This is a genomic window from Maricaulis sp. (genome assembly GCF_034670125.1).
In the GTDB taxonomy this organism is placed as follows: Bacteria; Pseudomonadota; Alphaproteobacteria; order Caulobacterales; family Maricaulaceae; genus Maricaulis.
Window position 1 is genome coordinate 40703 of the sequence record NZ_JAXMOC010000002.1, and the last position, 26182, is coordinate 66884.

Consider the following 26182-nt stretch of genomic DNA (forward strand, 5'->3'; position numbering starts at 1 on the left):
GATCGTAGTGGCATGGTCTTGTGGAAATGTCGTTGACCCTACCTTTTGTGGTGCGGCTGGCCCAAGCTGGCAGGTCAGAGACGAGCCCGGAAATCAAGCGACGGGACAGGCCAGGTCAGGGGACTGGAGACGATGGACAAGAAACTCTACCGCCAGCGATTGCTCGACGCCCAGATCAACCTGGTCGACCTGCAGCGTCACGTCATCGCCAAGGAACTGCGCCTGCTGGTTCTCTTTGAAGGACGCGACAGCTCCGGCAAGGATGGCGTCATCAAGCGTATCGCGGAGCACCAGAGCCCGCGCGAAACCCGGGTGGTCGCCCTTGGCAAGCCCAGTGAGCGCGACCGCTCGTCCTGGTATTTCCAGCGCTGGACCTCCTATCTGCCGGCCCAGGGCGAAACCGCGCTGTTCAACCGGTCCTGGTACAATCGGGCCGGGGTCGAGCCGGTGATGGGGTTCTGCTCCGACGCGCAGTATGAGAGCTTTCTTGCGGATGTCGGGGCGTTCGAGAAGATCCTGACCGATGACGGCCTGATCCTGCTCAAATACTATCTCGACATCTCGAAAGGCGAACAGGCGAGGCGCCTGGAAGATCGCCGCCAGAACCCGTTGAAGACGTGGAAGATCAGCCCGATCGATGCCGTCGCGGTCGAAAAATGGGACGACTATTCCCGGGCCCGCAACCGCATGCTGATGGAGACCTGCCAGCCCCTGCCATGGCGGGTGGTCCGCGCTGACAACAAGCGCGTGGCGCGATTGACGGTCATCAACGACATCTTGAGGACGATTGATTGCGGCGGCTATTCACGGCCTGTCCTGGGTCATGACGCCGACACATTGCAATATTGGGGGCGGCCGGACGTCCGAGGCGCCTTCCTGGCACCCTGACCTGATCTGACCTGACCTGACCTGACCTGACCTGACCGGCTAACGCCTCGGTTTGATTCGCCCGGCCTCGATCAATTGCCGGAAATGCTCGGTCAAGGTCGTTGCCAGCGGGCGGTAGTCCACGCCCAGCGCGCTGCGGCTTTTGGCGTTGTCGGCGATGAAGGCGATGCCGACATTTCGGCTGACCATCTTGCGGGTGAGCGCCGGATTGATCATCGGTCCGGCCAGCCAGACCAGGAATTTTGGCAGGATGGTTCGGCCGAAGCGATAGCTGTCGCCAAAATGGTCGCGCAGGATCGCGCTCATTTCGACGAAGCCCGTATTGTGCCCGGACAGGATGTGCCGCCCGGCGGCTTGCGGGGTGAAGCCTGCGGTGATGTGGGCGGCCGCCACGTCCCGCACATCGACCGTGCCGATGCGAAAGTCGGGGATGCCCGACGCCATGGTGCCATCGCCGATCTGTGTCAGCAGCGCATAGCTCTCACCGGCGGTCATCGGGTCGATGCCGGGGCCGAGAATGAGAGATGGATTGATGGTCACCAGGTCCCAGCGTGATTGATCGCCGGCAAGGTCCCAGGCAACGTTCTCGGCCAGTGTCTTGGACAGGGAATAGGCCTGGTGGCGAAGCGTTGAACTGGTATTCCAGACGGCTTCGGTCAGCTTTCCACCGGGCATCGACGCGATATCCGCATTGTCACCGTAGATCGCCGCGCAGCTGGAGGTCAGCACCACGCGTTTCACGCTCGCTGTTGTGTTCGCGGCGGTCAGGACATTGCGGGTGCCCTCGACCGCCGGGTCGACCAGGTCGCGCTGTGGGTCGGCAACATGGGCGATGAAGGGCGACGCCGTGTGGATTACCAGCTGGCATCCCGCCATTGCCGGGGCGAAGGCGTCCGGATCTTGCAGGTCGGCGCGAAAGTAGCGGATCGAGCCGGGCGAGGCCTCCGCCAGCGCCTCCAGCGCTGCCAGCCGATCCTGCCTGTTTGGATCGCGGACCGTGGCGTGCACGACATGACCCGCCGCAAGCAATTGGGCAATGATAACCCCGGCCAGATAGCCGGTCCCGCCAGTCACCAGGATCGGGGCGTCAGGATTGATGGCGGTCATGGCAGGGCTCCGGAGCGGTGAGGGCGGACCATCCGACAGAAACCATCCGGCTGCAAATGCCAAGTCTGAATCGGCCCCTTGGAATTGTTGTCATCGGGGCGGTTCTTGGCGTGTCGACGCGCGGCTTCGACGGCATGGCGTCCGGTTTCAGGGATGGCTCGATATTTCAGCGTCGTCGTCGCGGTGATATCTGCGGCTGCCCCGGATTTCCCGCCCGGATATCAACCGATAGTCGACATCACCCTTTTGGGTTCTTTTGAACTCCTCGACCTTTGAAAAATCGAGCAGCCAGGATTTGTGAACCCGACGAACATCGCGTCCTGCTCTCTTGAGGAGGTTCAAGGCATCACTGAGTGACAATCGCGCGTGGTGGCTCTTGCTGCCTGTGTGCACAAAGACATAATTGCCATCGGCCTGCACGGCTTCGACATCGTGCGCCGCCAGGAGGACGGTTTTTCCCCCGCATTTCAGAACCAGCCGGTGTTTGACGGAAGCCGTGGTCCTGGCCTCCGCCTGTTCGGCATGTGCGATTTCCAGGTTTTTGGACAGGTATATGATCATCAGAATGGTCGCGTAGGTGACCACATCCTTTCGATAATCATAGAGAACATCCTCAAGCGGGTTGCGCAGGTAGTTGTATTCCGTATCGAAAACGATGATCCAGTAGCCCTCGCGGATCATCACCATGAGGAAAATATGCAGCGCTGAGAATGCGATGGACCCCAGGATGTGGATTGCGACCTTCTTCAAAACCGGGCCTGGAGCAATCGGCCACCGTGATTCCAAATGCCAGACGAAGAAGAACAACGCCGCACTTACCAGCAGACTGGACCCCTCCAATACCCAGGGGGCATGCCAAGCCGTCTCAATCCCGGCCCGGGTATTCTCAGTGCCGCGTGAAAGGGCGCTCACAATCCAGAATGCGAGGGAGAGCCCGAAGAAAAGCGTCGCTGCTTTCCATCTGGCTCTGACTTCAATCGTTGCTGTTGGTGAATCGCTCATGGTCTGAGGCATGTTTCAGCACCTTCCCGCAAAAGAGCAAGGATCGGTGCAAGCCAGATCCATAACCAAGTTTTCCCGCTCGTCACATCCATCCTCCGGTTGACACTTCCGGCATGACCGGGGCCGGCGCAAGGCCATAGCTGTAACGCACCCGCTCATTGGGGCGGGGCAAATCGCCAGGTGCGGCTTGCAAACTGGCTCGAGGGCATTTTTGTATCTTGTAGCAAACCGGGTGGTGGGTGATGAAACGTAACCGTTGGGTACAGCCGACACGTCGAATGCTGATCGCTGGCGGCGCGGCGGCAGCCTCCTTAACTTGGGAACGGTTCGGCCTTTCCGAGGCTGCCAACAGGTACGGGCTGACGCAGGACGTCATTGTCGCGCTGCGCGCACAACTCGACGGGCAAATTGTCCTGCCGAGCGACCCCTCTTTCGAAGTCGCCCGCAGGACGGCGAGCTTTAATCCCCTCACAGATTTCCGCCCGGCGATCATCATCTATTGTGAAAGCCTTGCCGATATCGCTCGCGGTATCGAGTTTGCCCGGACCCAGGGATTGCCGCTCGCGGCCCGGAGCGGCGGGTGCGATATCCTGGGCCGATCGAGCTGTGACCGAGGTGTGGTCATCGACCTGTCGGTCCTCAACGACGTCACGATGAACCTTGCGAAAAGCAGAGCCATGATCGGCGCCGGTGCGACCGCCGGGCTCGTCAATTCGGACCTGGCATCTCATGGTCTCGCCGTGCCGCTGGGCTGCGACCCCATGGTCGGTGTTGGCGGATTGACGCTTGGTGGAGGTCTGGGCTGGCTCCTCGGCAAGCATGGCACAGCGAGTGACAATATGGAGTCGGCGACGCTGGTTTCGGCGAACGGGGACATCATCGAGACCTCGCGGGAGAACAATCCGGACCTGTTTTGGGGGTTGAATGGTGGGGGTGGGAATTTTGGTATTGTTGCCGGGATGACATTCCGGACAGCCGAGCTAGGCCGAGTCGTCGGTGGTTATCTGGTCTATTCGATCGATACCGCGACCGACTTCCTGCTGGCCTATCCAAGCTTGATGGCACAGGCGCCGCGAGAGTTGATGGTCGAACTGGCCAGTATCAACACCGCACGCGGCCCCGTCCTGGTCGCGATGACTTGCTTCAGTGGCCCGGAAGACGAGGCCGAGGCGGCATTGGCGCCCTTCCGGGCCACCGGAAACCCTGTCGCGGACGATATTGGCGTCCGCGATTACCGCTCCGTGGGCAACCCGTCCGCACAGATGCTCGCCGCATTCCCGGCTCCCCGGGACGAGGCTGTGCCCGGGTCCGGTGAGGCTGACAGCTTTAACCATTGGCGGGGCTGCAATCTGCTCGAGATCAATCAAGCCGCCGCCAATAGCCTTGTGGACGCGATGAGGTCTGCCCCTCCAGGTGCATCAATTGGCCTCGGCCATTTCATCAAGGGGGCCGCGCTCGAGGTCACCGACATGGAGACAGCCATGCCTCGGTACCGGGGCAGTATATGTGCCTACTGCTCGGCGTCCTGGAGATATGCCGCGCAATCGGCCGAGCGGATCGCCTGGGTTGATCAGGCAAGGGCGGCGCTCGCCGCGCAATCACGCAGCCCAACCTATGTGAACTATCTCGATTTGGAAGATCAGGCATCCGTGCAGGCAACCTATGGCGCGAACTATGCAAGACTAAGCCGTATTAAGTCACGCTGGGATCCCGATAACATTTTCAACAACAACAGGAACATCAGGCCATCATGATGGCATGTTCCCGAAAGAAGCGAGGCAGACACAGCTCGTCCCGAAGCCTCTGCCTGCGATTGGATCCCGGCATGTCCTGAGCTGTGTCGGTCCCGGCGATGGCCGCGCTTGTCTCCAACACCCGGACACGGCCCGCAAACCTGACGATTGCCAGCAAGGTCAGACAGTCATTGCTCAAGAATTTTTTGCGGACGCGACAATGGTGGCTTCCACCACTCATTCAAGCACGATCAATGGCCTACCGCTTCAGCTTCGCGGCCTCGACCCGGATGAAGTCCGGCAGATAGTTCGGGGTGCAGTTGCTGGGCACGATTTCGTCCTTGTAGAGGCCGGCTTTTTTGCCGAGGGCGATGCAGCGGTCCCGGTATTGCGGATCGTGAACGCCGATCCAGCCGGCGCGAAAACTCATCGTCCATTGCACTTTGGGATCTTCGTCAATCAGGCGCGCTTCCAGCGCATCCATCAGATAGGCGGTATTGTCCGGCGGCGTCTGGCCGGTCCAGCGCAGGCGGGCCTGGCGGTACCAGAAGAGGCGGCGCTGGACTGGTGACGCATGGTGTTCCCACGTGTCGATGAGGGCGACGAGGCGTTTGTCCTTGAGCAATTGATTGGCCAGCAGCCATTCGGAGAGATGGGAGCGCTCCTTTTCGACATGGTCGGACATGTCGGAGATCAGCGCATCGATGGCGGCCTGGTCGAGGCGCTTCCTGTCCAGGATCAGCACCGCCAGCATGCGGGCGGGAAAGACGCCGGAGGCCCAGAGTTGCTGCGCCAGCTCATGATCGGTCTTGATCGTCTTGGCGCGTTTCTTGATCTCGCCCATCCGGACCGGCGGTGCGCTGAGCTCGGCGATGAGGGCCTCGGCACGGCTTGTATCACTCGCGATCATATCGGACATCACGCTTCCTTCTCCTGACCAGACCCGCAATCGGGAAGGGCGGCCGACCGGCGAGGCTGACGATAGACGACGACAGGGCGTTCAGATAACCGGAACATGGCAGATTTGATAAACGGACGCTGTGTGCCGGTGGCCCCGCACGACTGTCCGGGCGTTCATATCTGAGTGGGGTGATGCACAGTGCCTGTCACCACTTGTTTTCGTTACTGTGTCACCACGTGTTTCCTGTCCCCCCACTATTTCCAGTCACGACTTGTTCCAGCCGCTGATTGCGCCTCATGTGTCCCGTGCCCTACCTGGGTGGCAGCGGTACGCCCGGCGTCCAGGGAGCATTGGCTTCAGCGAGGTCGGACTCGAACGCGGGTATGGCCTCCTCGGTCAGGGCGGCCAGACGGTCAAGAAGGCCGCTCATTTCCTCTTCTGCCATCCGCAATTGCGCCTCATGGGCCGGCGACGGCCCGTAGGTCGAATTACCGGTTCCCAGTTGCGCGAAGGACAGTCGGGACTCCACGGTCGACGGTTCCGCACCGTGGCGGCCTGCCATGGTCTGATTGCCGCCCAGAGCTTCTTCAATGGCGAACAGCTCCTGCCGCAGGGATTCGTATCGGGAGTCGAGCGGACCCGGTGCGGTCCGCGTCCGATAGAGCGCCGACTGCAGTCGCTCCATGCGGGCATGGGTCAACTCGATTGACGCCGATGCGGCAGAAAGCTGGCGCTGCATCGATGACAGCCGCTCCCAGAAGGCGACCACTTCGTCATCCGGAGAGCCGGGCAAGGCGCCTTCGGTGAGCCGCTCAACCTCGATCGTCTGGGCCTCGCCCACGACGACGGTCTCGCCATTGCTCTGCCGCACCAGCTCGACAGAGTAGCGGCCCGGCGCGACGAGATAACCCGATGTGTCGGAGTCGTCCGTGTCAGGGGAGGTCACCGCGTCGGCGCTTGGGTAGGTGAGATCCCAGGAAACCCGGTGGAAGCCCGCGGAAACGGGGCCGGGCAGTCGGCGAACCACGTCGCCGGCGCTGTCGCGAATGACCAGCCAGAAGCGGGGCGGTGCTTCGCGCCGTTCCGATTCGATCACATCGAAACCAGGGAAGGGCGTATCCTCTCCCGCGTCCACCAACTCGACCTCAGCGGCCTGACGGGCCTCCTCGGACGTTTGCAGGCCTTCGCCGACATAATAGGTGATGAGCGCTCCGAAGGCCGGGTTCTCGGCCTGGAAATAGCCGTCGCCCTGAGACGCCCTGAAGCCGAAACCAAGCTCGTGCTGTTCCTGGTACCACCAGGCCCGACGCACCGGGAAAAGCCGCGTGTCGGTCTCGAGCGTGTCGACCGTGATGTCGCGCAGGGGCGCAATGTCGTCGAGGACATAGATCGAGCGTCCGAACGTGCCGACAACAAGATCGTCCTCGCGCTCGTGGATCAGTAGGTCGCGCGCCGGGATGGGTGGCATGCCGGCGGTCAGCTGGGTCCAGCTGTCGCCGCCATCGATAGTGAAATAGACACCGAACTCCGTACCGATGAACAGCAGGTCCGGATTCTCGTGATCCTGAACGATGCGCCAGACATGGCCGTTCTCCGGCAGCCCTTCGGTGATCATGCGCCAGCTGCGGCCCTGATTGTCCGAACGCAGGAGATAGGGGGTGAAATCACCGTATTTGTGATTGTCGAGCGCCATGTAGACCCGATTGGCGTCAAACCGGGACGGCTCGAAATCATTGATATAGGCAAGGTCGGGAACGCCCGGCAGGTTGCCGGCTTCGGTCTGCCGCCAGGTCTCACCGCCATCGACGGTGATCTGGACCAGGCCGTCATCGGTGCCGGCGTATATCACATTCTCGTCGACGGGCGACTCCGCCAGCGCGCTGATCGTGTTGTAGACCGACATCGCATAGATATCCCAGCCGGCATCCCAGGACCATTGCCGCCCCATGATCGGCAACAACATGCGGTCCTGGTCACGGGTCAGGTCAGCGGAAATGGGCGTCCAGGTATCGCCACGGTCATTCGAGCGCCAGACTCGTTGCGAGGCGTGATAGAGGCGGGTCGGCTGATGCGAGGACACCACCAGGGGCGCATCCCAGTTGAAGCGCTCGGCCGGCTCGCCCGGCTGGGGCTGGGCGCGCACATAGACCAGCTCACCCGTCGTCCGGTCGAAGCGGACCAGGTTGCCCTGCTGCCAGCTGGAATAGGCAATGTCCGGATTGCCCGGCTCGACATCGGGCTCATGACCATCGCCGAACAGGGTCACGACCCAATCGGAATTGCGGATGCCGTGCCGGCTGTCCGTCCGCGACGGTCCCATCTGGGTATTGTTGTCCTGGGTGCCGCCATAGACATTGTAGAAGGGCTCGGCGTCGTCCAGGGCAATGTCGTAGAACTGCGTGATCGGCAGGTTGGAGATGAAGCGCCAGGTCGCGTCGCCGTCCCAGCTCTCGTAAAGACCGCCGTCCGAGCCAACCAGCAGATAGTCCGGATCGGTCGGATGAAAGGCGATCGCGTGATCGTCCACATGCTTGGTTTCATTGTTCAGCCCGCGAAAGGTCGCGCCGCCATCCTCGGAGATCTGGGTGGTGTTGGAGACCAGGATGATGCGATCGAAATGATGCGGGTGGGCATAGAGCTCCTGATAATAGTGAGGGCCCGTACCGCCGGAGACCGTGTCGGACATGCGCGTCCAGCTCTCGCCGCGATTGCTCGACCGGTAGACCCCGCCCGTCCGGCGGTCCTGTTCGATCGCCGCATAGAGCACGTCAGGATTTTGCGGCGAGATGGCCAGGCCGATCTTGCCCATATTGCCGTCCGGCAGACCGGCCGTAACTTCGCGCCAGGTGTCGCCGCCATCGTCGGACACGTGCAGCCCGCTCTCCGGCCCGGCGCCCATATAGGCTGCCACCGTCCGGTGGCGCTGCCAGGTCGCCGCGACCAGGCGATCGGGATTGCGGGGATCCATGACGATATCGGTCACACCGGTCCATTCGCCTGCCGACAGCACCAGCGTCCAGGTCTCGCCACCATCGGTTGACTTGAAGAGCCCGCGCTCGCCGCCTGACGACCAAAGCGGTCCCTGCGAGGCGACCCAGACCGTATCGGGATCGCCCGGATGGACCAGGATCTCCGAGATGTGCTCGGAGGTCTCAAGCCCCAGATGGTCCCAGCTGTCGCCGCCGTCGCGGGAGCGATAGACGCCGTTTCCGTATCCGAGGTGCCGGCCGCCGTGATTCTCGCCTGTGCCGACCCAGATGGTGTGGGGATTGGACGGGTCGACCGTGACTGTTCCGATGGAATAGACGCCCTCATCGTCGAACAGTGGCGCCCAGGTCGTGCCGGCATTTTCGGTACGCCAGACACCTCCCGAACCAACGCCGACGATCCAGGTCGACGGATCGTCGGGCATGATTTCAATGTCGCCGATGCGCCCCGACATGAAGGCGGGCCCGATACTGCGGAACTCGAAGCCGGCGAAGTTTTCGGAGGTCAGCGGACCCGTATCAGTCTCGGTCTCCGATTGCGCGCAAGCGGTTTGTGGCAGCGCAAGGAGCAGGACGGCACAGATGAGGCTACGCATGAAATTTCCCCCGGGAATTGAATTTTCCCGACCTTAGCAACCCCGGGCCAAAAGAGAAGCGATTCCCGGACGCGCCGCAGGTGTTTTCTGGTCCGCCGGCATCATGACTTGACCGGCGCCCACCCATGGCAAGGATGCGACGCATGAAAATAGGCAAGCTTCTCCGCGACATCCATCATTGGGCCTCGCCCATTGTCATGCTCCCGCTCGGCATCATGATCGTCGCCGGACTGTTCTTGATGCTCAAGAAGGACATCGCGTGGATCCAGCCGGCCACGCAGCGAAGCGAGATGGCCTCGGCGCAGGTGCCCAACACCTCCCTGGCAGAGCTTTACGCGGCCGCGGCGGCCATTGAGGAGCTGGAGATCACGAGCTGGGACCAGTTCGACCGGATCGATGTCCGCTCGGACCGCGGCATCGCCAAATTCATCGCCCCCAATCGCTGGGAAGCGCAGATCGACCTGGTCACCCTGGACGTTTTGTCGCTGGAATATCGCCGCTCCGACCTGTTCGAACAGATCCATGACGGCTCATTCTTCGCCGACTGGATCAAGACTTTCGTCTTCCTGCCGGTCGGCGTGGTCCTGCTGGTGCTCTGGGCCACCGGGATGTGGCTGTTCCTGGAGCCCTATCTCAAACGCTGGCAACGCAAGAAGCGGCGGGCAGGGCGGGCCGGTATTGCGGACAGGAAATAGGCTTCACACTGGCTGTGCAGTCAGGCAGACCCGAACCGGGCATCAAGGGTGACGGGCACGATTGATGCCAGCCGCGATTGCGGCGCTGTTCCCATCTGTTTCAAGCGCTGCCCCCAAGTCAAAAGAAGCGACCGGGCGGCCCCGAAAGACCGCCCGGCCGGGCCTGAAACTGCTCGGGGGTGAAGCCCCCTAGGGTTTATGAGCCGAGGTCCTGGTCGGCCTCGGCCTGCTCCAGCAGATCGGCCATGCGCATGCGCGCCCGGCCCGGATGACGCACGGAGGCGGCCGCTTCCAGATTTGGCGCTTCGCCATCGCCCACCTTGATCAGGGCGACCATGCCCATGCCGTAGTGCGGCATGCATTTGATGCCGTACAGGCCTTCCTCGGAAGCGGTGAAGGAGACATCGCTATTCATGTCGCCGACAAAGCCCTCAACCCCTTCGGGCAGCATGCCGTCAATCGTCTGGGCGTTATGCACGCCCATGGCGTTGACAAAGGTGACGGTGTCGCCGGGCTCGACTTCGAGATAGGCCGGCTCGAACACCATGGACTGGCGATCGGAACCCATATTGCGCATCTCGATCACATGCTCCTCGGCGAAGGCCGCCGGGGCCATCACCATGGCGCCAAGCGCCGCCGAGAGAATGAGTTTTTTCATGTTGTTGCTCCTATCAGCTGTCGGACGCGTAACAGGGAGGATGCGTCCGACCATGGCAAAGAACTTAGGCGGGCAGGGCGCCATTTCGCTGCGTCAAAATGGCTGAGACAGGCTGTCGCAGAGGGCGGTCTCGAGCGAGCGAGTTATGTTGGGATTGTCGCCGGTGACGCAGACGATTTGCGGCGCCTTGGTGCCTGTCGCGGTTTTTCAACGTCAAAACAAAGGTGTGTGTCGCCATTTGTTCGGGCAGGTCGCCGCACGGCCATCATCTGGCATGACAATTTCACCGCCCGTTATGTCTATAACGATGCCGGTCAGCTGATCCGCGTCGAGGAAGACGATGACGGCAATGGCACGTCCGAGCGGACGCTGAGCGAGTATGTCTATGACCGCATGGGCCGGTTGATCGAGCGTCATGTCGGCGGGCAGGACCCGCACGGTGCCCAGGCCGGGCCTGGCGGCAATGCCGCCTCGGGAATCGCCTATACCTATGAGGCGGATGGCGAGGTCGTGCAGATGCATCACCTCTTCTCCGACCAGTCGGTCACCTTCACCTATGCCTATGACGGCGCCGGATATCTGGAAGCCGAGCATGCCAATGCGCCCGGCTGGCTGTGGTCAGCAGGCGGGCAGACGCAAAGCCGTGACTTCTCCAGCACCGATTCGGTGCGGGCGGGAGAGCCGACCAATGTGCAAAACCAGTATGGCGCGGTGGTGCATGTCGAAGGCAGCACGACGACCAACTACACGCTGAGCTATGATTTCTCGGACAATCTGTCCGGCGACGGCACGCGCTCCTTCCTGCACGACACCCGCAATCGGCTCACCGGCCTGGTTCAATCCGGTCAGACCATCCAGTATCGCTATGACGTGATCGGCCGGCGCACCGGCGTGTCGTTGAACAATGGCGCCAGCTGGACCCGTTACAGTCATGCCGGTGGCATGGAAACCGGCGAGCTCAATGATGCCGGCCAGTATCTCCAGCGCTACATCCCCGGTCCGGGCATCGATCAGCGCGAGGCGATGATCACGGTCAATCCGTCGACCGGGGTCGCCACGGCGCGCCATTACTACCACGCCAACCGGCTCGGCTCGGTCATCGCCCTGGCCGATGCCAGTGGTGCCCTGAGTGACCGCTATGTCTACACGCCCTATGGAGTCGAGGCGCCGCTCAACACATCCGGCAACCCCTTCCGCTATACCGGCCGCCGCTACGACCCGGAAAGCGAGCTCTACTACTATCGGGCCCGCTATTACTGGCCGGAGATCGGGCGCTTCCTGGAGACCGATCCGATTGGGTATGCGGATCAGATGAATCTGTATGCGTGTGTGGCGAATAATCCGCTCAACGCGACTGATCCGACGGGGATGCGGCAATGTGAAACGTGTACCGCTTCGCTCCAGCGAGATGGGCTAAACCCTGAGCAAATAAGAACTGTCCAAGACATGCACGGCAGAGCCGCGGGAGAGGCGGCTGGCGAACAGCTTAAAGAGGCCATGTGGCGACCGGGTGAAGATGATCTCGGTTTCACTTTTACGGTTACGATGAGTTCGAGTTCTTCCGCTGCATCAGGGAATGTCGGGATAAGTGAATCAATAGGCGATGCAACAGAAATCACTCTGTCTAAGACCGCTCCATTCGTATTCATCACGGGGAGGGAGTTTCTCAATGAGAGTTCGAGAAATGGCAATCCGTTCGATCCAACGGAAGAACTCAGCGCCGTCGGCGCCGATTTGGATTTTACCGGGTTGGAAATCGGTCTCGGAACCATCGAACAGCAAACGGGAGGTGCCTTGATGATGGAGATCGACGCGGTGTTGCCGGGTGGTTCCATGGGGATCCCCGACCAAGGAGGGTTCGGGGCTCCTGGAACCTCGCTTGGCGTAGATTGGGGCTGGGGATTCCAAATGGGAGGTTTCCATACGAACACGGAAATAGTTGGAGGTCGTGAGGAAGAATGAGCCATCAAAACCGACAAAACTGGTTGTTCATCCTGTTGCTCCTCTTTTTGGCGTGCGTGGCGCTCGTGCTAAATCAAGTGTTCTTTCGTCCGGATGATCAGTCTGGGGCGGAGTACTTCTGGGGCGTGATCGGCTTGATAGATTTGGCCGTGTTACTACTCTTGGTCCGCAGTGGAAGGAATTTATAGGCGTTGCGATGGTTGCCGTCAGGAACGATCCAAGCATTTACGCCCCTGCTCGATAGCTATGACGACCTAACCGCCGGCCTGTTTCGCAGGCCGTGTACACTCCTGCGCCAAAATCCCGCTATGCGTATGTCGGGCATTGTCAGATTAAACGCGGCTTGAGCGGGGTGGCGTGATTTCGTAGCGTTTTCCCATGCGCAATCTGTTCCGATATTTCAAAACTTCACCCGAGATCATCCGCGTGGCGGTGATGATGTATGTCCGCTTCCCGCTATCTCTGCGCAACGTCGAAGATCTGCTGCACGAGCGCGTCATCGACATCACGCATGAGACGGTGCGCTTTTGGTGGAATCGGTTCGGCCCGATGTTCTCGGCACAAATCCGCAAGCAGCGGCTGGCCAGTCAGAGATTTTCGAACTGGGCGTGGCATCTCGATGAGGTTTTCGTCAAAATCAATGGCGAGCTTCACTACCTCTGGCGAGCCGTTGATCACGAGGGCGAGGTGTTGGAGGCCTATGTCACTAGGCGCCGTGATCGCCATGCTGCACTACGGTTTTTGCGCAGGGCCATGAAGCGCTATGGCAATCCGGATGTCGTCGTGACCGATCGGCTCGGGTCCTACAAAGCCGCGATGAAGGTGATCGGCAATGCCGGCCGCCAGGAGACCGGGCGCTGGCTCAACAACCGCGCCGAAAACTCTCATCTGCCCTTCCGGCGAAGGGAGCGAGCGATGGGCAAGTTTCGCAGCTTCGAGACGCTCCAGAAATTCGTCTCGGCCCAGTCATCCGTCCACAACCACTTCAGCCATGAACGTCACCTAACCCGCAGAGAGGCATTCAAGCAAAACCGATCCGCCGCTTTGGCCGAATGGCGCCAACTCGCCGCCTGAGATACCGTGGGTCTCGGTCTTCCGAGACCCGTCCGAAACAATTGGGACAGACACATTTAATTTGTCCCTGCCTACCTGATAATTGTGTCTGTCCCAATTAATGCCCTGCACGACACCCGCAACCGGCTCACCGGCCTGGTTCAATCCGGTCAGACCATCCAGTATCGCTATGACGTGATCGGACGGCGCACCGGCGTGTCATTGAACAATGGTGCCAGCTGGACCCGTTTCAGTCATGCCGGTGGCATGGAAACCGGCGAGCTCAATGATGCTGGCCAGTATCTCCAACGCTACATCCCCGGTCCGGGCATCGATCAGCGCGAGGCGATGATCACCGTCAATCCGTCGACTGGGGCCGCCACGGCGCGGCATTACTACCACGCCAACCGACTCGGCTCGGTCATCGCCCTGGCCGATGCCAGCGGTGCCCTGAGTGACCGCTATGTCTACACGCCCTATGGTGTCGAGGCGCCGCTCAACACCTCCGGCAACCCCTTCCGCTATACCGGCCGCCGCTACGACCCGGAAAGCGGGCTCTACTACTATCGCGCCCGCTATTACTGGCCGGAGATCGGGCGGTTTTTGCAGACTGACCCGATTGGTTATGCGGATCAGATGAATCTGTATGCGTATGTGGGGAATAATCCGTTGAATGCGACGGATCCGAGTGGAGAGCAAAGTCGGCCGTTCGGATCGCGGGGCCGCGGAAGTACTCGGCCCGACCCGATAACCATTGAATGGACCACGCCTGAAGGGCAAGAGCGGGCTCGCCGGTCACGGCGTGGTGGTATAGGCCGACGAGGCGGCGATCTAAATAATCCCGCGACTGTCGACCCCACAGCCGTCTTAGCGGAACGAGCGGTTGTGACTACGGTTGAAACGTTTCTGTTTTTCTCTGGATATGGAACGGTGAGTAAGTTTACTCTAAAGGGAATTGAGGCTCTAACAAGACATACGATCGCTTCTCGTGCGTTGCATTCTGGCTTGCAAACTGGTGTCAGCTCGTTCTTTCTGCACGATCAACAGACTTGGTTTGTTTCCGGGCAGCACGATTATAGTGCTTCGGCGCGGGTTGGCGCGGTCGGGTTTGTGGCTGGTGTCACCCTTGGGGTCATACCCGCTTCAGGGTCTTTCTACTTGGATGCAGCCGCCAAAGCGCCGCTGGCGGCCGGATTTGGGATGAGCTCCGCTACGATCGAGAACGGTGCGTCAACGACCGGGGGAGATATTGCTAGCGGTGCACTTTCCGCACTTGAGCCACTAGATTTAGGGTTAACTGGGGCCGTGCTGAGCATTTATGAGCAGATGAGTTCAGATGATGAATAGAAGAAATCGGAACAATCGGAAAATTGCATTTAAAGACTACATAGGAACGCCAATTGTTTTTTGGGCTATATTTAACATTCCAGTGATGTTATGGTTTCAAAATTTTGGACCGGTATACGTCATATACGCAATAGGAACTTTTCTCGTTTTCCTAGTTTACGCCTTCATTGGTACTAAGTTAAACTTATGGCCATTTACAGATTCGTTGATGCGGGATGAGTAAATAGGGGCACTGTCAGATGAAAATGATGGAGAAGAAATTGGGACAAAGAAATTGGGACAGACACATTTTTCCCGTTCATTCTGTCGCTTCCTTGAGTGGCCGGCCGCGTGGTTTGGGCCGCAGGTCACGGCCTGATCTGGTTTCCAGTGCTGAGATCCAATCATCCGCTCCCATCGGATAGCCGGTCCCGGTAAAGTATCCGATCCGGGCTTCGATGGCCGGGTCCAGGCCTTGGTGCAGATAGGCATTCCAGTCGGGAATGCGCTCCAGGAAGGGCACCGCCGACAAGAGCGGCTCGGGCTCGCCGGTGAGGTGGGCGCGGGCACTCGACCAAGGCCAGTCCCGGGCCTGCTGACATAGCTTTGCCTTCACCGGATTCAGCTCGACATAGCGTACGGCGATCAGTGCATGGGACTCGTCCATGGCGCTCGAACCAAACCGTCCCTGCCATAAACAGCCGCTCCAGCCCTCGCGAGCATTGACGTGCCGCGTATAGGATTGGTGCGTGCGCTTGAGTGCTGCGCCAAGGCCGGTTTGATCATGCGGCTCCAGGATCAGATGGACATGGTTGGGCATCAAACAATAAGCCCAGCAGGCCACATCGAACTGCATGCAAGCGCTTTGCAGCAGGTCGAGATAGAGCGCATAGTCCTCGTCGTTGAAGAAAGTCTGCTGCCGCCGGTTTCCCCTCTGGGTGACATGATGGGGATAGCCAGGAAGAACGAAGCGTGCGGCACGGGGCATGGCTGCAGTTATTCGGATGCGGATCTAAAGCGCAACCTAAACGAGAAAATGGGGCGCGGAAAATGTGTCTGTCCCGATTTCTCGCAACTGGGGATCTGAGAACCAAATTAAAGTTACTTCTGGATGTGCAATCGAATCCGTTTGTTCGAATTAAAAAATGGAGAGTACTTTGACCTCTGCATTAAGAGTGATCATAGATACAATTAGAGACTTCTTTATGTGGGCAAGCGTCATTTTTGCCGCAATAACACTTCTTGCCGTGTGGTTCTCTGGGGACTACCTGTTCTGGGTTGGCATTTTATTGGCGATGGTGATGGGCTTTTTCATTTTTTGGGTATTTGGGCGAATTCTAACACAGACCGTAGAATAGATAGAATAAACAGAGAAACTGGGACAGACACATTTTTCCCGTTCATTCTGTCGCTTCCTTGAGTGGCCGCCCGAAAAACCGGGGACACGTACCATTTACTCCGTGCCCAGCCTGGGGCGGCGAAACAAATGGTGCCAGGCACTATTCAATCCAGAAACGTCATAGCTCAGCGTGTAGTTGGTCGTTGATCCGCCCACCGTGTGGGCGATGGCGCCATACTGATAGTGCACGGCTGCCGGAAGGCCGGTGTCCGGCCAGCGCGTCTGTTGACCCGGACGGCACGTCGGGTCATTGGGGCGCACAACCGCCCACCACGCTCGGCGTCACGAAAAGAGCTGCCATTTCAAAAGGATGGAGTGTGGCGGAGAGGATGGGATTCGAACCCACGGTACGCTTTTGGCGCACACTCCCTTAGCAGGGGAGCGCCTTCGACCACTCGGCCACCTCTCCACCGACCGGTTTAATGGCACACCCGCAGGGCTTCAAGTGGCAGTTGCCGCGATTGCGGGATGGATTGCAGGCGGTTGCCGCTCAGGCCTTGGCGCGGGCCATGTCGAGCCAGCGGCGATGGGTGCGTCTGACATGTTTCGGTGCGTGTTTGGCGGCAGTCACGATTTCGCGCCATTGCGCGCTGGCCGCGTCGCCTTCGCCCATGCCCTCCAGCATCATGGCCCAGCGTGCCTTGGCCTCCGGACCCGGAAAATAGCCGGACACGCTGTCATAGGTGGCGCTGGCCTCGTCGAGGCGGCCCAGCGCTTCCAGTGTCCGGGCGTGGAGCAGATGGGCTTCGGGATGGCGCAGCGTGGGGTGGGCGGCCTGCATGGCGGCGAGCTGGTCGGCGGCTTCCTCGTAACGCCCGGTCTCGAACAGGGCCAGGGCGAGCGTATGCATCATCGCGGCGTCTTCAGCGAAAGCCCCGGTGGCCGCCTCACGCGCCATGATGACTGCGTCATCGGCCCGGTTGGTGGCCAGAAGGGCCATGGCGGCGCGGCGCAGATTGCCCGGCGTGCGGCTGATCTCGACCTGGACCAGGGCTTCACGTGCTTCTTTCCCGGGGTCGAGCGCCTTGCGGGCCGCGGCCTGGGCCTTGCGACCGGTCGGCCCGCCGGCTGCCGAGGGCAGGACCTCGGCCAGAAGGTAGACGATCGAGCCCAGCGCCGGAAAGGCGAACAGGATGAAAATCCAGTACATCTGGCGCTGGGTGCGGATCACGTGCACCGCGCATCCCAGCGACACCAGAATGTGCAACCCCATCAGAATCGGCATCGTTTCCCCCCGCGCCAAACCAGACTGTCTTAGGCGAGCCGGTTGTGGCGGGCAAGATGTCGCGCAGGACGTGCCGTGGAAACCCGTTTGCGGTCCGCCTAGAAAAACGCCTGCAGCCCTGTCTGTGCCCGTCCGAGGATCAGGGCGTGGACGTCGTGGGCACCTTCATAGGTGTTGACGGTCTCCAGGTTGACCATGTGACGCATCACCTGGAATTCCTCGGAGATGCCATTGCCGCCGTGCATGTCACGCGCCATGCGGGCAATGTCGAGCGCCTTGCCGCAATTATTGCGCTTCATGATCGAGATCATTTCCGGCGCCGCTTGCGCCTCGTCCATCAGGCGACCGATGCGCAGCGAGCCCTGCAGGCCCAGCGTGATTTCGGTCTGCATGTCGGCCAGCTTTTTCTGGAACAGCTGGGTCTGGGCCAGCGGCTTGTCGAACTGGATCCGGTCGAGGCCATACTGGCGCGCCGCATGCCAGCAGAACTCGGCGGCGCCCATGGCGCCCCAGGAAATGCCGTAGCGGGCCCGGTTGAGACAGCCGAACGGGCCTTTCAGTCCGGAGACATGCGGCAGCAGGGCGTCTTCGCCGACTTCCACATTGTCCATCACGATCTCGCCGGTGATCGAGGCGCGCAGCGACAGCTTGCCGCCGATTTTCGGAGCGGAGAGGCCCTTCATGCCCTTGTCGAGCACGAAGCCGCGGATCTTGCCGTCATGGGCGTCTGACTTGGCCCAGACCACGAAAACATCGGCGATCGGTGAGTTGGAGATCCACATTTTCGCGCCGTTCAGAGTGTAGCCATTGGCGGTCTTTGTGGCGCGGGTCTTCATGCCGGCCGGGTCGGAGCCGGCATCGGGTTCGGTCAGGCCGAAACAGCCGATCCATTCGCCCGAGGCCAGTTTGGGCAGGTATTTTTGCCGCTGTTCTTCCGAGCCATAAGCGTAGATCGGGTACATCACCAAAGAGGACTGGACCGACATCATCGAGCGATAACCGCTATCGACCCGCTCGACTTCGCGGGCGACCAGCCCATAGGCGACATAGCCCAGGCCGGCGCCGCCATATTCTTCCGGAAGCGTACAGCCCAGAAGGCCCTGTTCGCCCATTTCGCGGAAGATGGCCGGATCGGTCTTTTCCTCGCGATAGGCCTCGATGACGCGCGGCTGCAGCTTGTCCTGCGCATAGCTGCGCGCGGTATCGCGCACCATGCGTTCTTCTTCGGTCAGCTGGTCGTCGAGGCGGAACGGGTCCTGCCAGTCAAAACGGCCCAGATCCGGGGCATCCTTGGCTTTCAGCGTCGGCTTGTCGGTCATGATGATATGGCTCCCCGGGGCGGTTGCGAGTTTGGCTTTGATGCCGGATTAGCCGGGCCGGGCAGCGGGGGCAAGCTGCCGGAGCGGTTCGGCTTGGCGTGGTATCGCAAACACGCGTAGAGGTGGGGTGAGCGTGACGGCAAGGTCGCGCGGGACGTCATTCGGGGAGGGATGGATGTCGCAGGAAAGCCTGATCGTGCTGGCAACGCTGATTGCCTACAAGCTGTTGCTCGTCGGCGTGGGCGTCTGGGCTTCGAATCGCAATCAGACCGAGAGCGATTTCTTCATCGCCGGGCAGGGGCTGGGACCCTGGGTGGCCGGCCTGTCCTACGCCGCCTCGACCTCCTCGGCCTGGGTGCTGCTGGGCTTTTCGGGATTTGTCTATCTCAACGGCTTTTCCGCACTGTGGATGGTGCCGGGGATCTGGGCCGGCTATGTGGCAATCTGGCTGTGGTTCGGGCGGCGCCTGCGCAGCGAGACTGCCGAACAGGGGCATGTCACCACCGGTGATTTCCTCGCCGGTGGACAGTCAGCCGGCGGCAAGAGACTGATCGGCGCGGTCGCCGCGGCGATGATCCTGTTCTGCTTCATCTTCTATATTGCCGCCCAGTTCGGCGCGGCCGCCCAGGCCTTCGAGACCCAGTTCGCGCTGCCGCGTGTCGAATCGGTGCTGGTCGGCGCGGGGATCGTCCTGATCTATTCCCTGCTGGGCGGTTTCTGGGCGGTCAGCGTCACCGACATGCTGCAGGGCGCATTGATGCTGCTGGTGGCGGTCTTGTTGCCGATCGCCGCCCTGATCGCCGCTGGTGGACCGTCGGGCGTGATGGCGACCCTGCAGGCCAATGAAAGCGCCGCCTGGCTCAGCCTCACCGGCGATATGCCGGCCATGGTGCTGATCGGTTTCATCGTCGGGGTCTGGGGCGTCGGCCTGGGCGCGCTGGGACAGCCGCAACTGATCACCCGCCTGATGGCGGTCAAGGACGAAGCCGCCCGCAAGCGCGGCTTCCAGATCGCCATCGTCTGGGCGGTCGCGGTCTTTGCCGGGATGACCGTGCTGGGCCTGTCCGGCCGGGCATTGGTCGGCGCCGGCTCGAATGGCGAGGCGGTGTTCTACCAGGTCGCCAGGGATTATCTGCCGCCGATTGTCGGCGGTCTGGTGATCGCTGCCGTGCTGTCGGCCGTCATGTCGACGGTCGACTCGATCCTGCTCGTCGCTGCCTCGGCGGTCAGCCGGGATCTGGGCGTGGCGCGCCGGTTCAAGGGGCAGGAGGTTACTGTCTCGCGGATCGTCATGGTCGCCATCGCCCTGATCGCCGTGTGGATGACGCTGGCCCTGCCATCGACCATTTTCGCCCGTGTCCTCTTCGCCTGGGCCGCGCTGGGTGCCGCCTTTGGCCCGGTCATCGTGATGCGGGTGGTGGGCGTCCAGTCCGGTCACCTGGCGGTATTGGCCGCGATGATTGTCGGCTTCGGCCTGACCGTCTTCTTCAACGCCATGGGCGCGCTGGACGCCTCAACTCTCAGCGGTCCCGGCGCCGTCGCGGCGCAATGGGCGCAATTGCCTGGCGATCCGTTCGAGCGGGTCTTTCCGTGGCTGCCGGCGCTGTTGATCCTGTGGTTCGGGCGGGTGAGGGCGGCTGTCTGACCCAACCCCTGCGACACCTCGCGCCTTGACCTTGGCGCCATCCCGTAACAAGTCGGCGGCATGATTGCTGAACTCGGGCAGTTTGCCCTCATCCTTGCCTTTGTGGTGGCGCTGTTCCAGTCGCTGGCCCTGTTTGCGGGACTGCGGACCCGGGACGCGGTCGTGCACGGCTTTGCGCGCGCCGGGGCGATCGCCCAATTCGTGCTGGTTCTGGCTGCCTTTGCCTGTCTGACGGTGCTATTTGCGACCTCGGACTTTACCGCGCTGGTCGTCGCCGAGAACTCGCATACCGACAAGCCTATGCTCTACAAAATCACCGGCGTGTGGGGCAATCATGAAGGCTCGATGCTGCTGTGGGGGCTGATCCTCACCGGATATACGGCAGCGCTGGCCTGGTCGGCCAAGCCGGTCGAGGCGCGGCTGATCTCGCTGACCTTTGCGGTTCAGTCACTGATCACGGCAGCCTTTACGGCCTTTTTGCTGTTCACCTCCAATCCCTTTGCCCGCCTGTGGCCGGGGCCGGAGAACGGGCAGGACCTTAATCCGCTGCTGCAGGACCCCGGTCTCGCGTCGCACCCGCCCATGCTCTACGCCGGTTATGTCGGCTTCTCGATCACCTTCTCCTTTGCCGTCGCGGCGCTGATTGACGGGCGTGTCGATGCCCGCTGGGCGCGGATCGTGCGGCCCTGGGCGCTGGCCGCATGGACCTTCCTCACAATCGGCATCGCCCTGGGCGCCAGCTGGGCCTATTACGAGCTCGGCTGGGGCGGCTGGTGGGCCTGGGACCCGGTCGAGAACGCGTCCCTGATGCCGTGGCTGGCCGGCACCGCCTTCATCCATTCGCTGCGGGTGATGGAAAAGCGCGACACGCTGAAAGCCTGGACCATTCTTTTGGCCCTGATGACCTTCGCCCTGTCGATGGCCGGGACCTTCCTGGTGCGCTCGGGCATCATCACCTCGGTGCACGCCTTTGCCGTCGATCCGGAGCGCGGTGTGTTCATCCTGGCCATTCTGGTGGCGCTGATCGGCGGTTCCCTGTTGATCTACGGCCTGCGGGCCGGGCTTCTCAAGCCGACCGGCGTGTTCTCGGCGATCAGCCGGGAGAGCCTTTTGCTGATCAACAACCTGGTTCTGGCAGCGGCCTGTGCCCTGGTCTTCTTCGGCACATTCTATCCGCTCTTCATCACGACGGTCAGCGATGAGACCGTGACCGTCGGGGCACCCTTCTACAACAACACCTTCAATCCGATGCTGGGCGCGCTTCTGGTCCTGGTACCGATCTCCGGCCTGCTGGCCTGGAAGCGCGGTAAGCTGATGCCGGTCCTGCGCGATCTTGCACCCGCCGCCATCGCCGCCATGGCCGGCGGCGTCGTCGCGCTGTGGATTGCGGATCGCGGCCTGATCGCCGGCGCGCTGGGTACCGCTCTGGCGGTCTGGATCGCGGTCGGTGTGGTGATTGACCTGGCCAAGCGTTTCAAGCTGGGTGAAATCGCATTGCAGGCCTCGTTGGCACGCATGGCGCGTCTGCCCCTGGGCATATGGGGCATGGCTGTGGCCCATTTCGGTCTCGCCGTCGTGGTCTTTGCCATTACCGGTGTGAGTGCGTGGAAACAGGAAACCAGCGCTTTTCTGATGCCGGGCCAGAGTCTTGAAATCCGCCAGCTGACGCTGACGCTGGACCGGGTCGAGCAGGTAGAGGGCCGGAATTATGTCGCCGAGCGAGGCTATTTGACTGCGCGACGTGACCAGCAGTTGGTCAGCAATCTGACCGCCGAACGCCGCCTCTATCCGGTGCGGGGCATGTCGACGACCGAGTCGGCGATCGAAGCGCGGGCGACCGGAGATCTTTATGTGACGATCGGACAGCCCAGCCCGGAGTGGGGCTGGCCGGTGCATGTCTATCTCTACCCCTTTGCCATGTGGCTGTGGATCGGCTCGGCGATCCTGGGGCTGGGCGGTATTCTGTCGATTGCCGACCGCGGACGTCGGTCGCTGGTGGCGAAGGCCTCGCCAGTGAAAGCGATGGGGGGCGACCAATGAACCGGATCCTGCTGTTCGTGCCGCTGGCGATCTTTGCCGTCACGCTTGTCTATTTCGGGATGGGTTTGCGGCAGGACCCGTCCGCCATACCCAGCCAGATGATCGACCGGCCACTGCCGGCATTCGACCTTGCCGGACTCGAGGCGGGCGATCCGGGCCTGTCGAATACCGACCTGCTCGGCCAGGTGTCCCTGCTCAATGTATTCGGCTCCTGGTGTCCGCCCTGTGCGATCGAGCACCCGATGCTGATGCAGATCAGCCGGTCGGGACGGGTACCGCTCTATGGCGTCGACTGGCGCGATGAGCCGGGCGCGGGAGCGGCCTGGCTGGCCCGTCACGGCAATCCCTACCAGCGCGTCGGCGATGATGCGCAGGGGCGGCTGGCCATTGATCTGGGCATCACCGGCGCGCCGGAGACTTTCCTTGTCGATGCCGAGGGCCGGGTCCGCCATCACCATGTCGGGATCATCACCGAAGAGGTGTGGCGCAATACCCTGTTGCCGATGATCGAGGAGCTGGAGCGGTCATGATGCGCCTTGTCTCTCTCATTGGTCTCGTCCTTTTCATCCATGTGGTCGCTCCTGGACACGCTGTGGCGGCGCCCCAACCGGACGAGCAAATGGACGATGCCGCCCTGGAAGAGCGCGCCCGCGGTCTTTATCGGGATCTGCGCTGTGTGGTTTGCCAGAGCCAGAGCATCGACGAAAGCAATGCGCCGCTCGCGGCAGACATGCGGGCCATCGTCCGAGAGCGTTTGCTGGCCGGTGACAGTGACGCCGAGGTTCGCGCCTGGTTGCAGACCCGATATGGCGATTATGTCCTGATGTCGCCGCCGGTGCAGGGCAATACGATCCTGCTTTGGCTGTTCCCGCTGCTGGCCCTTGCCGGCGGCGGTGTGGCGATCGTCATTTTCCTTCGGGGCCAGTCGGCCCGGGCCAACATGCCACTCGATGCCGACGAGGCGGCGGAACTGGCCCGGCTGCGCGACGAGGAGGGGCAGGCATGATCTGGATCCTCATAGCGCTTATGGCGTGTGTGGTCGTCCTGGCGTTGATTGTGCCGGTGTTGCGCGGCGTTGCCGGGCCGGTCTCGGACGGGCGCGGGGCCTTTGCCGGCCAGCTCGCCGAGCTGAAGCGTGACCATGAGCTGGGTTTCATCGACGAAGACGCCGCCCGGCAGGCCGAGCTCGATATCCGTCGCCGGATCAGTCAGGCCGGGGCAGTGCCAACAGACGATGCCGCAAGGTCCGGACCAGGCGTGGCCTCAAAAACCCTCCGGCACGGCCTGGTCGCAGGGGCCGGAGGCTGTGCCATCGTGGCGGTAGCGCTCTATATGGCCTTGGGCAGCCCCTATCTGGTCGGGATGAGGCCCGCGCCCGCGCCGGAGATGCCGGAAGAGCTGCGCGAAATCCTGGCGGAACTGGACAATCTGCGCGCGGAGCTGGCCAATCGGCCGGACAATCCGCAGGGCTGGGCCGTGTTGGGTCAGGCGCAGATCCAGCTTGGTCGCTATGGTGAGGCGGCGATTGCGTTTGAAAATGCCATCAATTGGGAACCCGCGTCGGCGTTTCTCTTCGCGTCACTCGGACAGGCGCGGCTGTTTGAGGCGGGTGGGGAGATGACCCCCGCCGCCCGCGAGGCTTTTGCCCGCGCGCTGGATCTCGACCCCGGAGATGTCCGGGCGCGGTTCTTCATGGCTGAAGCGCAATACCAGGCCGGTGATCGGGAGCGGGCACTGGACGCCTGGCGGGCAATCCTGACGGAAGCCGGTCCGGACGCGGCGTATCGTTCAATGGTTGAAGACCGATTGCGCGCCGCCGAAGCAGAAGCCGGTACAGCTGAAACGCCCGACCGGTAGGGCGGGTTTTGCCCGCGCGACGCCGGATGCTCCGGACGGGCCGGTTCACCCTGGCGCTATGCGGTCAGGAGATGGCGTCGGTTGGTTCGTTGTCGATTTGCGGTGCAGACCCGTCATTGCGCGCCCAGGCAACAAAGACGTCGAGCTGACGTTCGGCCTCGACATAGACATGGTCCGGGATGCTGGTCCGCTCCACTACGGCAGTCCGGACGGAGGGCGGGCAACCGACAGCCAGTGCGGTCACACCCATGACGCTGCCCAGGAAAATCGCAATCGCTTTCATCATCAGCTCCCCAGCGGTGAATCGAATAGCCAGTATCCTTACGAAAACGTAAGAATGCCCGCTCGTCCATCCCGAGAAACGATAAGATTCAACATATTTGGCGGTATTTTGCCGGCAGGTTCACAGGTCGGGGGCGCGATCGGATTCCATGTGACCGGTACCGACAACATGACCACGACCGACACCGTGACCTGTGCCGCATGTCCGCGTGAAGGGCGATTCGTTGCAGGGGCTTCACGCCGGCCCGATTCGCATCGGCGGCCGACGTGGCAAGGGCGAAGCTTTACCGTCGCGTTACCGAAAACCTCGATCCACCACTATTCGCTTATGACTGGCGCGGGTACGCCAGTGCAGCCCATACACTGAGTGTTTGACGCCGGGTGCATGACAGCTGACACTCCCGGCCAGTTCCGTACCGGTTCTTTTGTTTTCTGCAGAGAGTGCTCTTCATGACCCTTGAATCCCGCATCCTGGCGCGTTCCGAAGCGATCCTGAGATCCTGGCGCACGCTCAATTGGGCGAGCGCGTTTTCGGCGATCATCTATCCGGCCCTCGGCGTCGCCCTGTTGACGACCATGGTCGTCCTTGGCCTGGCGCTCGGCGGCCTGACCCTGCATTGGTGGTATGCGCCGCTTTGTTTTGGTGTCACGGCCCTGACCATCTTCCTGTGCAATATGGGTATCGGCCCGCTGCACCGGATCTGGCAGCACCGCGCCGGTGAGATCAAATGGCCCGGCCAGGTCATCATCATGATCAACTGCATCCTGGCGATGCAGGGCACGCTGAAGGATTGGGTGAACTACCATTCCCAGCATCACCGCTTTGCCGACAAGCCCGGCGATCCGCACAACCCGTTTGAGTCGAAAGTCTGGGCCTGGGTCGGCTGGATCCTGTGGCGCGACGAACAGGATCTCGCCCGCCCGATGCCGATGTGGCTGAAGGACAATCCGGTGGTCCATTTCGCCGACCGATTTCACATCACGCTGTCCCTGGTCATGCATTTCGCCATTCCGGCCGTGATCTATCTGATCGTGGCGTTGAGCGGCGGTTCGCTGATCCTGACCGCCCTGATCCACGCCAGTGTGATCATTGGTCGCGGTCTGCAATTCCATGCCACCACGCTGGGTGTGAATGTGTTCGGTCACATGAAAACGCCGAAATGGTTCGACTATCTGCTGGCCCTGCTGACCGGCGGTGAAGCCCTGCACGACCACCACCATGACTTCCCGCGCTCGGCCCTTCACCTGCCCAAGAAAGGCTTCTGGAACAGGGTCGTGGACTATAACGGGACCGCGCTTCTGGTGATGCGCCGTCTGGGTCTCGCCAAGAATCTCGAGATCGCGCCGCAGTTCGCCTGATCGATCGGGCAGCTCCGTCCTGCGAGCAGAGTGAAAGCCCCGGTCCATCGGCCGGGGCTTTTTCATGCGTTTGCGCATGCGTAACTTTCACTGAAATCGCCGCTTCTCCCCCTCGACCTGACCTGCGTTCAGCGTTAGCGTCCTCGCA

The 26182-nt window shown here is 61.6% G+C and carries 21 protein-coding genes and 1 tRNA gene; 12 read left to right on the forward strand and 10 right to left on the reverse strand.

Annotated elements, in window-relative coordinates:
• The first annotated feature begins 132 nt into the window (after positions 1–132).
• Positions 133–888, forward strand: coding sequence for a polyphosphate kinase 2 (gene ppk2 / locus VOI18_RS03525; RefSeq protein ID WP_323761032.1), 756 nt, complete (start codon positions 133–135; stop codon positions 886–888).
• 39 nt (positions 889–927) lie between these two features.
• Here the strand turns inward: ppk2 and VOI18_RS03530 are convergent, their stop codons facing one another.
• Together VOI18_RS03530 and VOI18_RS03535 are read right to left on the reverse strand one after the other, a co-directional pair.
• Positions 928–1995 carry an NAD-dependent epimerase/dehydratase family protein gene (locus VOI18_RS03530; protein ID WP_323761033.1) on the reverse strand — a complete coding sequence of 356 codons (1068 nt, stop codon included), beginning with the start codon at positions 1993–1995 and terminating at the stop codon, positions 928–930.
• 147 nt (positions 1996–2142) lie between these two features.
• Positions 2143–3009: a LytTR family DNA-binding domain-containing protein gene (locus VOI18_RS03535; protein WP_323761034.1), complete on the reverse strand. Its 867-nt coding sequence runs from the start codon at positions 3007–3009 to the stop codon at positions 2143–2145.
• Between the two features lie 266 nt (positions 3010–3275).
• On the opposite strand from VOI18_RS03535, the gene VOI18_RS03540 reads away from it, so the two are divergent.
• Positions 3276–4751 (forward strand): FAD-binding oxidoreductase, encoded by a 1476-nt coding sequence (locus tag VOI18_RS03540; protein WP_323761511.1) that lies wholly within the window; start codon positions 3276–3278, stop codon positions 4749–4751.
• 238 nt (positions 4752–4989) lie between these two features.
• Here VOI18_RS03540 and VOI18_RS03545 read toward each other — a convergent pair whose 3' ends face one another.
• The gene (locus VOI18_RS03545) at positions 4990–5649 is read right to left on the reverse strand and encodes a DNA alkylation repair protein (protein WP_323761035.1); all 660 of its coding nucleotides are present in this window, start codon (positions 5647–5649) and stop codon (positions 4990–4992) included.
• Between the two features lie 292 nt (positions 5650–5941).
• Positions 5942–9214 (reverse strand): VPS10 domain-containing protein, encoded by a 3273-nt coding sequence (locus VOI18_RS03550; protein WP_323761036.1) that lies wholly within the window; start codon positions 9212–9214, stop codon positions 5942–5944.
• Between the two features lie 143 nt (positions 9215–9357).
• Between VOI18_RS03550 and VOI18_RS03555 the strand changes: the two genes are divergently transcribed.
• Entirely contained in the window at positions 9358–9909 is a 552-nt protein-coding gene (locus VOI18_RS03555) for a PepSY domain-containing protein (RefSeq protein WP_323761037.1), read from the forward strand.
• Between the two features lie 196 nt (positions 9910–10105).
• Here the strand turns inward: VOI18_RS03555 and VOI18_RS03560 are convergent, their stop codons facing one another.
• On the reverse strand, positions 10106–10567 hold the full coding sequence (locus VOI18_RS03560) for a pseudoazurin (protein ID WP_323761038.1): 462 nt from the start codon (positions 10565–10567) through the stop codon (positions 10106–10108).
• Positions 10568–10795: 228 nt separating this feature from the next.
• Here VOI18_RS03560 and VOI18_RS03565 point away from each other — a divergent pair, with 228 nt between their 5' ends.
• The 3 genes from VOI18_RS03565 (at position 10796) to VOI18_RS03575 (ending at position 14929) form a co-directional block, all read left to right on the forward strand.
• Positions 10796–12529 (forward strand): RHS repeat-associated core domain-containing protein, encoded by a 1734-nt coding sequence (locus tag VOI18_RS03565; protein ID WP_323761039.1) that lies wholly within the window; start codon positions 10796–10798, stop codon positions 12527–12529.
• 378 nt (positions 12530–12907) lie between these two features.
• Positions 12908–13603 (forward strand): IS6 family transposase, encoded by a 696-nt coding sequence (locus VOI18_RS03570; protein ID WP_323761040.1) that lies wholly within the window; start codon positions 12908–12910, stop codon positions 13601–13603.
• Positions 13604–13687: 84 nt separating this feature from the next.
• On the forward strand, positions 13688–14929 hold the full coding sequence (locus VOI18_RS03575; protein WP_323761041.1) for an RHS repeat-associated core domain-containing protein: 1242 nt from the start codon (positions 13688–13690) through the stop codon (positions 14927–14929).
• 298 nt (positions 14930–15227) lie between these two features.
• Here VOI18_RS03575 and VOI18_RS03580 read toward each other — a convergent pair whose 3' ends face one another.
• The 4 genes from VOI18_RS03580 to VOI18_RS03595 all read right to left on the reverse strand — a co-directional run bounded on the left by VOI18_RS03580 (position 15228) and on the right by VOI18_RS03595 (position 18851).
• Entirely contained in the window at positions 15228–15896 is a 669-nt protein-coding gene (locus VOI18_RS03580) for a transposase (protein ID WP_323761042.1), read from the reverse strand.
• A 729-nt stretch (positions 15897–16625) separates the two neighbouring features.
• Positions 16626–16716 (reverse strand) — tRNA-Ser (locus VOI18_RS03585).
• Positions 16717–16797: 81 nt separating this feature from the next.
• Positions 16798–17532 (reverse strand): tetratricopeptide repeat protein, encoded by a 735-nt coding sequence (locus VOI18_RS03590; protein ID WP_323761043.1) that lies wholly within the window; start codon positions 17530–17532, stop codon positions 16798–16800.
• 98 nt (positions 17533–17630) lie between these two features.
• Complete coding sequence (locus tag VOI18_RS03595; RefSeq protein WP_323761044.1) at positions 17631–18851, reverse strand: acyl-CoA dehydrogenase; 1221 nt, start codon at positions 18849–18851, stop codon at positions 17631–17633.
• Between the two features lie 175 nt (positions 18852–19026).
• Here VOI18_RS03595 and VOI18_RS03600 point away from each other — a divergent pair, with 175 nt between their 5' ends.
• The 5 genes from VOI18_RS03600 to ccmI are packed head-to-tail and all read left to right on the forward strand — an operon-like array spanning position 19027 to position 24393.
• The gene (locus tag VOI18_RS03600) at positions 19027–20496 is read left to right on the forward strand and encodes a sodium/proline symporter (protein WP_323761045.1); all 1470 of its coding nucleotides are present in this window, start codon (positions 19027–19029) and stop codon (positions 20494–20496) included.
• Positions 20497–20556: 60 nt separating this feature from the next.
• On the forward strand, positions 20557–22536 hold the full coding sequence (locus tag VOI18_RS03605; protein ID WP_323761046.1) for a heme lyase CcmF/NrfE family subunit: 1980 nt from the start codon (positions 20557–20559) through the stop codon (positions 22534–22536).
• Complete coding sequence (locus VOI18_RS03610) at positions 22533–23066, forward strand: DsbE family thiol:disulfide interchange protein (RefSeq protein ID WP_323761047.1); 534 nt, start codon at positions 22533–22535, stop codon at positions 23064–23066. Before VOI18_RS03605 ends, VOI18_RS03610 begins: the two co-directional genes overlap by 4 nt.
• Entirely contained in the window at positions 23063–23542 is a 480-nt protein-coding gene (locus VOI18_RS03615) for a cytochrome c-type biogenesis protein (RefSeq protein ID WP_323761048.1), read from the forward strand. The genes VOI18_RS03610 and VOI18_RS03615 overlap by 4 nt, the downstream gene beginning before the upstream one ends.
• Complete coding sequence (gene ccmI / locus VOI18_RS03620; RefSeq protein WP_323761049.1) at positions 23539–24393, forward strand: c-type cytochrome biogenesis protein CcmI; 855 nt, start codon at positions 23539–23541, stop codon at positions 24391–24393. Before VOI18_RS03615 ends, ccmI begins: the two co-directional genes overlap by 4 nt.
• 64 nt (positions 24394–24457) lie before the next feature.
• Here ccmI and VOI18_RS03625 read toward each other — a convergent pair whose 3' ends face one another.
• Positions 24458–24679 carry a hypothetical protein gene (locus tag VOI18_RS03625; RefSeq protein WP_323761050.1) on the reverse strand — a complete coding sequence of 74 codons (222 nt, stop codon included), beginning with the start codon at positions 24677–24679 and terminating at the stop codon, positions 24458–24460.
• Between the two features lie 446 nt (positions 24680–25125).
• On the opposite strand from VOI18_RS03625, the gene VOI18_RS03630 reads away from it, so the two are divergent.
• Complete coding sequence (locus tag VOI18_RS03630; protein WP_323761051.1) at positions 25126–26034, forward strand: acyl-CoA desaturase; 909 nt, start codon at positions 25126–25128, stop codon at positions 26032–26034.
• The last annotated feature ends 148 nt before the right edge of the window (positions 26035–26182 follow it).